We start from the raw sequence: 8,881 nt of genomic DNA, 5'->3' as shown, positions 1-8,881 counted from the left end.
GCCGACGCGGGATGAACGTCCGCTGGCTCCTGCGAGCGAAACGATGGGCGCAGAACCCGCCGTCCGAGGATCACGTCAAGCTGGTGCTGACCGTCATCGTGGCCTGTGTATCGCTTTACCTCGTCGACCTGATCTGGGGCTGGCCGGACTGGCTGAGCGTGGACCAGTCGGGGCGCCGCGTGCGGTGACGCCGGAGCCGGAAACTAAATTCGCGCTCCCTCAGAAATTATCTTGAAATGTGAAGCGGTCCCGGTCATATGCGCCTCAGACGCCAACGCACGCGCCTCTGGTCGCCGGACCCGATCCGCTTCATGTAGCGACGGTAACGTCTCCCGTAAAACAGGGCAACAGGCCCAGCTCTTATTGGAGATGACCATGAGTGCTTCCGCAACCGACGCCGTCGGCTTCTTTTCCGTCCCTTCGCTCGAGGCCTATGTGGCCGGGCGCGACTTCGATCGCCCCACGCTGGTGATCGATACCGGCATCGTTGCGCAAAACTACCGCGCGCTGAAGGCCGGCCTGGGTGAAGCCCACATCCACTACGCCGTGAAGGCCAACCCGCACCCCGCCATCATCTCGACGCTGATCGCCGAGGGCTCGGGTTTCGACGCCGCCTCGCGCGGCGAGATCGAGCTCTGCCTGAGCCAGGGCGCCCGCCCCGAGACCATCAGCTTCGGCAACACGATCAAGAAGCCCCGCGACATCGCCTTCGCCCACCGGGCCGGCATCATTCGCTTCGCGGCCGATGCCGAGGAAGAGCTCGAGAAGATTGCCGAGAACGCCCCCGGCGCCCGCGTCTATATCCGCGTGATCGTCGAGCCGTCGGGCGCCGACTGGCCGCTGACCCGCAAGTTCGGCTGCTCGCCCGAGCGTGTCGAGACCCTGCTGGACTACGCCACCTCGCTGGGCCTGCACCCCGAGGGGCTGTCGTTCCACGTGGGCTCGCAGACCCGCTTCGCGAAGATGTGGTCGGACACTCTGGCTCAGGTGGCCCGGATCTGGCACGCCGCGCGCGCGGCCGGACACGACCTGACGCTGCTGAACATCGGCGGCGGTTTTCCCGCCTTCTACGGCGAGGCCGTCGACGGCCCGACCGCCTATTCCGCCGACGTGATGTCTCGCGTGCGCGACCTTTTCGGCAATGTCCCGCATGTCATGGCCGAACCGGGCCGCGGCATGGTGGCGGACGCCGGGATGATCGCGGCCGAGGTCGTGCTGGTCTCGCGCAAGTCCGAGACCGACCTGCACCGCTGGGTCTACCTCGACATCGGCCGTTTCTCGGGCCTCGCCGAGACCGAGGGAGAGGCCATCCGCTACCAGATCCAGACCTGGCGCGATGGCGAAGAGACCGGACCCTGCATCCTCGCCGGCCCGTCCTGCGACAGCGTCGATGTGCTTTACGAGAAGCGCCCGGTCCAGCTTCCGCTGGGTCTGCGCTCGGGCGACCGCGTGCTGATCCGCAACTGCGGCGCCTATACCTCGACCTATTCGAGCGTAGGGTTCAACGGCTTCCCGCCGCTCGAAGTCGTAGCAATCTAGGACGTATCGAGGGGGCTCTGCCCCCTCTTTGCTGTCGGCGATCTCCCCAAACAGCGAAGTCGATCTAAACCGTCACAGCCGTCCGCGCACAAAAAAGGCCGAGGAAAACCTCGGCCTTTCGTCGTTCTGCGAGTCGAAGATCAGCGCTTCGAGAACTGGAAGCTCTTGCGGGCTTTCGCCTTGCCGTACTTCTTCCGCTCGACCACGCGGCTGTCGCGGGTCAGGAAACCGGCTGCCTTGAGGGCACCGCGCAGCGACGGATCGTAAAGCTGCAGGGCCTTGGAAACGCCGTGCTTCACAGCCCCGGCCTGGCCCGAAAGGCCCCCGCCCTTGACGGTGCACATCACGTCGAACTGGCCTTCGACATTGGCGATCTGGAACGGCTGCTTCAGAATCATCTGCAGCACCGGACGCGCGAAGTAGTCGTTCACGTCCTTGCCGTTCACGACGACCTTGCCGGTGCCGGGCTTGATCCAGACGCGGGCGACCGCGTCCTTGCGCTTGCCGGTGGCGTAGGACCGGCCAAGCTCGTCACGGACGGGCTCGCGCGGAATGTCGGACTCGACCTCGGCCGACGTGCCGGTGACGGCCTGGTTCAGCTGTTCCAGGGAATTGACTTGCTCAGCCATCAGTAGGCCTCCCGGGTGTTCTTCTTGTTCATGGACTTCACATCCAGAACTTCAGGCTGCTGGGCCTCGTGCGGATGCTCGGAGCCTGCATAGACGCGCAGATTGGTCATCACCTGGCGCGACAGCGGGCCGCTGGGCAGCATCCGCTTGACGGCCTTGGTCACGACGCGCTCAGGGTGAGCGCCGTCGAGGATCTGGCCCTGCGTGATGGACTTGATGCCGCCCGGGTGGCCGGTGTGCCAGTAATGCGGCTTCTCGCGCTTGCGGCCCGTCAACTGCACCTTGTCGGCGTTGATGACGATGACGTTGTCGCCCATGTCCATGGACGGCGTGAACGTCGGCTTGTGCTTGCCGCGCAAGCGCATGGCGATGATCGAGGCGAGGCGGCCCAGGATGACGCCTTCGGCGTCGACCAGGATCCACTTCTTCTCGATATCCGCCGGTTTCGCGGTGTAGGTCTTCATGATCGGTCCTGTTCGTTCGCGGGCAAGCAAGGAGCGCACACCCGGTGACATTCGGATGGGCGGTTTTTACCTATACCCTCGCCACAGTCAACGGCGACCTCTGCGTTTTAATGGCGCACAATCAATGGGTTGTAATTATGGTATCATATTACCCCACGCGAGAGGAGTTTCTGGCTGCGCTCGAAGCCTAGTTGTGCGTCCTTATTTCCGGGTGCGCGTTTCGGCAATCGTCTCCGAAAGAGGAAATTTGACCAGATTTCTCTTGCGCGAGAGAACCCGGCGTCTTAGGTCCCCCTTCACGACGGGGACGATCCCAACTTCGGGCAACGCTGAAACGCGACCTGGGGGGGCGCTAAGGACCCACCACATCAATCTGCTGGCTGTAAGGGGGACCTCCATGGACGGAGCCGACCTCTTCCAACTGGGGATCGGTCTGGAGACAGGCGCCCAAGCGGAAGACCTCGCCCGCGACGTGTTCGACGACACGCGCGACGACCACTTTATCCGGGACGACGACGGACGCGTGTTCGCAGGTCGCCACCTCATCATCGAGGTGGTGAACGGCCACGGGCTCGACGACGAGATGCGAATCCAGCAGGCGTTCCGCGACTGCGTGGAGACGTGCGGAGCGACGCTGCTGCACATCCACACCCACAAGTTCTCGCCGCAGGGCGTGTCGGGCGTGGCCGTTCTGGCCGAGTCCCACATCTCGGTCCATACGTGGCCCGAGATCGGCTATGGCGCGTTCGACGTCTTCATGTGCGGCGACGCCCGGCCCTGGCTGGCCGTCGACGTCCTGAAGCGCGCCTTCGGCACCGCGGACGTGCGCGTCAAGGAATTGCTGCGCGGCGACGGCGTCGTGTCCGAGACCATCGCGGCCTGAAAAGGGGGCATCGCACCGATGCCCCCGATCCGCTGCGACCTCCCTTCCCCAGCTCAATCAAAAGAGCCGCAAGACACGCGGCCGCGTCACGTGCGCTTCCCCGGGCGCCGTCGCGGCGGCCATCGGGCCGAGACCTTCCACATGACAGGAGACTCCACATGACCAACCTCACCGGCTGGAGCGTCGAGACCCTGCATGACGGCTTTGCGCAAGCCCACCGGATGGACCGCGTGCTCTACGACAGCAAGACCGAGCATCAGCGGATCATCGTCTTCGAGAGCGCGCAGTTCGGCCGGGTGATGACGCTGGACGGCGTGGTGCAGGTCACCGAGCGAGACAATTTCATCTATCACGAGATGCTGACCCACGTGCCGCTCTTCGCACATGGGGCGGCCAAGCGCGTCCTCGTCATCGGCGGCGGCGACGGCGGCATGGCGCGCGAGGCCCTGCGCCATCCGGTGGAGCAGGTCACGATGGTCGAGATCGACGCCGGCGTCGTCGAGTTCTGCAAGGAGTACCTGCCCTCGATCTCGAACGGGGCGTTCGACGACCCGCGGCTCGACCTGCAGATCGCCGATGGCGCGGACTTCATGCGGGAAACGGACGGCGGCTACGACGTGATCATCGTGGATTCCACCGATCCCGTAGGGCCGGGAGAGGTCCTGTTCACCGACCACTTTTACGGCCACGCCAAGCGCGCCCTGACCCCCGGCGGCATCCTGGTTACGCAAAACGGTGTTCCGTTCATGCAGGGTTCAGAGCTGACCGGCACGCTGCGCGCCTTCGGCAGCCTGTTCCGGGACGCCCATGCCTACCTCGCGCCCGTGCCGACCTACCAGGGCGGCTTCATGGCGTTCGGCTGGGGCACCGACAGCGCGGCGCGGGACGTGGATGTCGCGACCCTGGCCGACCGGGTGAACGCGACCGGGCAGAGCTTCGACTACTACACTCCCGAGATCCACAAGGCCGCGTTCGCGCTGCCGGGCTACGTCAAACGGCTTCTGCCCTGACAGGCCGCGCGGCCGCCTAGCCCTCGTCGATCTCGACGATCACCAATTCCCGCTCGGCCGCGCCATGCGCGTGGGACAGTGCCTCCTGGTACGCCTCCGACCGGTAGCATGCCTCCGCCTCCTCGAGGCTGGGGAAGCGCGCGACGACGTTGCGCGGCCGCTCCGGCCCTTCGAGCGTGACGTAGCGGCCACCGCGCGCGATGAACGTTCCGCCATGGGCCTTGATGGCCGGTCCGGCAAGTTCGGCGTAACGGCCGTAGGCATCCTCGTCCGTGACGCGGACATGGGCGATCCAGAGTGCGGGCATCAGTTCGTCTCCTTCAACACGTCTTCGGCTGCGGCGATCGCCGCCTCGGCATTTTCCACCGATTTGGCCCCGCCCTGCGCCATGTCGGGCCGACCGCCGCCACCTTTGCCGCCAAGCGCGGTGACAGCTGCCTTTACCAGTTCCACGGCCGAGAGCCGCCCGGTCAGATCGTCGGTCACGCCCGCCGCGACGGCTACCTTGTCCCCGGCATCCGCGATCAGCAACACGGCACCCGAACCCAGCTGCCCCTTCCTAGCGTCGATCAGAGCAGGCAGATCCTTGCCCGGCACGCCTTCGACCACCTGCGCCAGGAACGGGACGCCGTTGACATCGCGCGGCTCTGCGCCGCCTGCGCTGCCGCCCCCCATGGCGAGGTCGCGGCGAAGCTGCGCAACCTCGTCCTCAAGCCGCCTGCGTTCGGTCGCCAGCTGCCGGACCCGCTCGGTCAGGTCGGAGGGTGCCGCCTTCAGCACCGCTGCCGCCTCGGCCAGGTGCCGGCCCTGCCGTGCCAGGTGATCGAGCGCCGCGGCGCCCGTGAGCGCCTCGACCCGACGCACCCCGGACGAGGATGCGCTGTCCCCGGTGATGACGCAGAGCCCGATCTCGCCCGTGCGCGACACATGGGTGCCGCCGCAGAGTTCGATCGACCACGTGTTCTGGTCCGGTCCCTTGCCGGTCGGCTCGACGCCCATCGACACCACCCGCACTTCGTCGCCATACTTTTCGCCAAAGAGCGCCTGCGCCCCGAGTTCGCGCGCCGTGTCGGGGCCCATGATCCGGGTTGAAATCCCGGCATTCTGGCGAATGAAGTGATTGATGCGGTCCTGAACCGTCGCGACCTCGTCCGCGGTCAGCGCCTTCTGGTGCGAGAAGTCGAAACGCAGCCGCTCGGCATCGTTCAGCGAGCCGCGCTGCGCCACATGCGTCCCCAGAACCTCGCGCAGAGCTTCGTTCAGAAGGTGCGTGGCCGAGTGGTTTGCCCGGATCTTCTGGCGTCGATCGGCGTCCACGGTCAGCTTCGCCGGAGCGCCCTCCCGCAGGGTGCCACGTCTTACAGTCCCGAAGTGAATGAAGACGCCGGCCACCTTCTTCGTGTCGGTGACCTCGACCTCCGCGTCCTGCGTCTCGATCCAGCCCGTGTCGCCGACCTGGCCACCCGCCTCGGCATAGAACGGCGTCTGGTTCGCGACGACCTGAACCTCTGCCCCGGTCTCCGCCTCGGCCACGCGATCGGTGCTGACCACGACGGCCAGCACCTCTCCCTCGGCCGACAGGTCGTCGTAGCCCAGAAACTCGGTCAGGCCGTGCGCATCGGCGACGTCGAACCAGATCGCGGCGTCGGCCTGCTCGCCGGAGCCGACCCATGACGCGCGCGCCTTGGCCTTCTGCTCGGCCATGGCGCTGTCGAACGTCTCTGTGTTCACGCCCCGGCCCTTCTCGCGAAGGGCGTCCTGCGTCAGGTCGAGGGGGAAGCCGAACGTATCATACAGCTTGAACGCGGTCTCGCCCGGCAGATCCTGCCCCTCGGAAAGTTTCGCGACCTCTTCGTCGAGCAGCTTCAAGCCACGTTCGAGGGTACGGCGGAAGCGTGTCTCCTCGTTCAGAAGCGTATCCTCGATCACGCTCTGCGCCTGTCCGAGTTCCGGATAGGCTTGGCCCATCTCCTGCACGAGAGCGGGGACCAGCCGATGCATCACCGGGTCCGCGGCGCCCAGCAGATGCGCATGGCGCATGGCGCGCCGCATGATCCGGCGCAGGACGTAGCCGCGCCCTTCGTTGCCGGGCAGCACGCCGTCCGCGATCAGGAACGAGGTCGAGCGCAGGTGATCCGCGATCACCCGGTGATGCACATTGCCGTCGCCGTCAGGATCCGTCCCGGTCACCTGGGCCGAGGCTTCGATCAGGGCGCGGAAGAGGTCGGTGTCGTAATTGTCGTGCTTGCCTTGCAGCAGTGCGCCGATCCGCTCCAGCCCCATACCGGTGTCGATCGATTGCGCATCGAGGTCGCGGCGCGTGCCATCCGAGAACTGCTCGTATTGCATGAACACGAGGTTCCAGATCTCGATGAATCGGTCGCCATCCTCTTCCGGGCTGCCCGGGGGTCCGCCCCAGATTTCGGGGCCGTGGTCGTAGAAGATCTCGGTGCAGGGGCCACAGGGGCCGGTGGGACCCGCGGACCAGAAATTGTCATCGGTGGCAATTCGGATGATGCGGTCGTCGGGTAAGTCGGCGACCTTTTTCCAAATCTCGACGGCCTCTTCGTCGGTGTGGAAGACCGTCACCAGCAGGCGGTCAGGATCGATGCCGAATTCCTTGGTGAGCAGACCCCAGGCGAGCGTGATCGCCTCTTCCTTGAAGTAGTCGCCGAACGAGAAATTCCCCAACATCTCGAAGAACGTGTGGTGCCGCGCCGTGTAGCCGACATTGTCGAGATCGTTGTGCTTGCCCCCTGCGCGAACACATTTCTGCGCGGTGGTCGCACGGGAATAGTCCCGGGTTTCGACACCGGTGAACAGGTTCTTGAACTGAACCATCCCCGCTGCAGTGAACATCAGCGTAGGGTCGTTGCGCGGGATCAGGGGCGAGGATGGCACGATCGCGTGGCCGTGTCCCTCGAAGTAGCGCAGGAAGGTAGAGCGGATTTCGTTCAGACTTGGCATGGCGCGGCTTTCGGAATGTGTCCGGGGCGATGTACCCGGCCAGCCGCGTGGGGACAAGGAACGAGATCGTTCTGCATGATCTCGGGAGATCGCGATAGACGATCCCCCGAAATCACGCACCGTCAGTCGTCGGTCAGAGCGTCGTCATCCTCGGTCATGCCATCGAATTCGAGGCCGTGACTCGCCCGTATCTTGTCCTCGATCGCGAGCGCGATGGAGGTGTTCTCCTTCAGGAAGTTCTTGGCGTTCTCACGCCCCTGCCCGATCCGTTCGTCGCCATAGCTGAACCAGGCGCCGGACTTGTCCACCACACCGGCCTTCACGCCGAGGTCCAGAAGTTCGCCGGTCTTCGAGATCCCCTCGCCATACATGATGTCGAACTCGACCTGCTTGAACGGCGGGCTGACCTTGTTCTTCACGACCTTCACACGGGTCTGGTTGCCGACGACCTCGTCGCGGTCCTTGATCGACCCGATGCGGCGAATGTCGAGGCGCACCGACGAATAGAACTTCAGCGCGTTGCCGCCCGTGGTGGTTTCGGGCGAGCCGAACATCACTCCGATCTTCATGCGAATCTGGTTGATGAAGATGACCGTGCAGCCCGAGCGGTGGATCGATCCGGTAAGCTTGCGCATCGCTTGCGACATCAACCGGGCATGAACGCCGACCGAACTGTCGCCCATGTCGCCTTCGAGTTCGGACTTGGGGGTGAGCGCCGCGACCGAGTCGACCACGACCATGCTGACCGCACCCGACCGGACAAGGGTGTCCGTGATCTCGAGCGCCTGCTCGCCCGTGTCGGGCTGAGAGATCAGCAGTTCTTCGATGTTGACGCCGAGCTTCTTGGCGTAATTCGGGTCGAGCGCGTGTTCGGCATCGACGAAGGCGCAGACGCCGCCTTTCTTCTGTTCTTCCGCAACGCAATGCAGCGTCAACGTGGTCTTGCCCGAACTCTCGGGACCATAGATCTCGACGATCCGCCCCTTCGGAATACCGCCGATCCCCAGCGCGATGTCGAGGCCGAGTGAGCCAGTGGAGGTCGACTCGATGTCGGGGATCGGGTTTTCGCCCCCGAGCTTCATGATCGAGCCCTTGCCGAACTGCCGCTCGATCTGCGCGAGCGCCGAGTCGAGCGCCTTCTGCTTGTCTGCGTTCTTCTTGTCAGCCATGTCGAGAATATTCGCCGTGCCCATTGTTCGAGCTCCTTGTCGCATGTCCGCCAGGGGGCGGCAACGTCCGCTTTGTTCCCTGCCTGTTCCGCGCAACATGCGACCAAAGCGAGAACGTTTCAAGTCCTTCCTCCAGTCTGCGCCAGCTTGGTTGCATTCGCGTTAACCAGGGCACGGAGTTTGGCATCGTTGATGGAATATTTGTGCGGGCGGGTTTTCC

Annotated in this window: 9 protein-coding genes; 4 read left to right on the top strand and 5 right to left on the bottom strand. The window is 64.9% G+C overall.

Translation table 11 applies throughout. From position 1 onward, the window contains the following. Together PAM7066_RS19010 and PAM7066_RS14225 are read left to right on the top strand one after the other, a co-directional pair. A partial coding sequence (locus tag PAM7066_RS19010; protein ID WP_217808389.1) for a hypothetical protein occupies window positions 1–188 on the top strand: 188 nt, incomplete at its 5' end. Between the two features lie 181 nt (window positions 189–369). Beyond that, window positions 370–1,539, top strand: coding sequence for a type III PLP-dependent enzyme (locus PAM7066_RS14225; RefSeq protein WP_085854900.1), 1,170 nt, complete (start codon window positions 370–372; stop codon window positions 1,537–1,539). A 140-nt stretch (window positions 1,540–1,679) separates the two neighbouring features. Here PAM7066_RS14225 and rpsI read toward each other — a convergent pair whose 3' ends face one another. After that, a complete protein-coding gene (rpsI, locus tag PAM7066_RS14220; RefSeq protein ID WP_085854889.1) occupies window positions 1,680–2,168 on the bottom strand; it encodes a 30S ribosomal protein S9 in 489 nt (162 codons plus the stop codon). Then, window positions 2,168–2,632, bottom strand: a complete 465-nt coding sequence (gene rplM, locus PAM7066_RS14215; RefSeq protein WP_085854888.1) for a 50S ribosomal protein L13 — start codon at window positions 2,630–2,632, stop codon at window positions 2,168–2,170. The genes rpsI and rplM overlap by 1 nt, the downstream gene beginning before the upstream one ends. A 397-nt stretch (window positions 2,633–3,029) precedes the next feature. Between rplM and speD the strand changes: the two genes are divergently transcribed. Together speD and speE are read left to right on the top strand one after the other, a co-directional pair. Beyond that, a complete protein-coding gene (gene speD, locus PAM7066_RS14210) occupies window positions 3,030–3,515 on the top strand; it encodes an adenosylmethionine decarboxylase (RefSeq protein WP_085854887.1) in 486 nt (161 codons plus the stop codon). Between the two features lie 158 nt (window positions 3,516–3,673). After that, on the top strand, window positions 3,674–4,525 hold the full coding sequence (gene speE / locus PAM7066_RS14205; RefSeq protein WP_085854886.1) for a polyamine aminopropyltransferase: 852 nt from the start codon (window positions 3,674–3,676) through the stop codon (window positions 4,523–4,525). Between the two features lie 16 nt (window positions 4,526–4,541). On the opposite strand, the gene PAM7066_RS14200 is transcribed toward speE, so the two are convergent. The 3 genes from PAM7066_RS14200 to recA form a co-directional block, all read right to left on the bottom strand. Further along, window positions 4,542–4,832 carry a DUF1330 domain-containing protein gene (locus PAM7066_RS14200; protein ID WP_085854885.1) on the bottom strand — a complete coding sequence of 97 codons (291 nt, stop codon included), beginning with the start codon at window positions 4,830–4,832 and terminating at the stop codon, window positions 4,542–4,544. Further along, a complete protein-coding gene (alaS, locus tag PAM7066_RS14195) occupies window positions 4,832–7,492 on the bottom strand; it encodes an alanine--tRNA ligase (protein WP_085854884.1) in 2,661 nt (886 codons plus the stop codon). Before alaS ends, PAM7066_RS14200 begins: the two co-directional genes overlap by 1 nt. A gap of 122 nt (window positions 7,493–7,614) precedes the next feature. Continuing rightward, window positions 7,615–8,685, bottom strand: a complete 1,071-nt coding sequence (recA, locus tag PAM7066_RS14190) for a recombinase RecA (RefSeq protein WP_085854883.1) — start codon at window positions 8,683–8,685, stop codon at window positions 7,615–7,617. Between the last annotated feature and the right edge of the window lie 196 nt (window positions 8,686–8,881).

Source organism: Palleronia marisminoris, from assembly GCF_900172315.1.
In the GTDB taxonomy this organism is placed as follows: Bacteria; Pseudomonadota; Alphaproteobacteria; order Rhodobacterales; family Rhodobacteraceae; genus Palleronia; species Palleronia marisminoris.
This window is presented reverse-complemented; position numbering and strand designations above follow the sequence as displayed.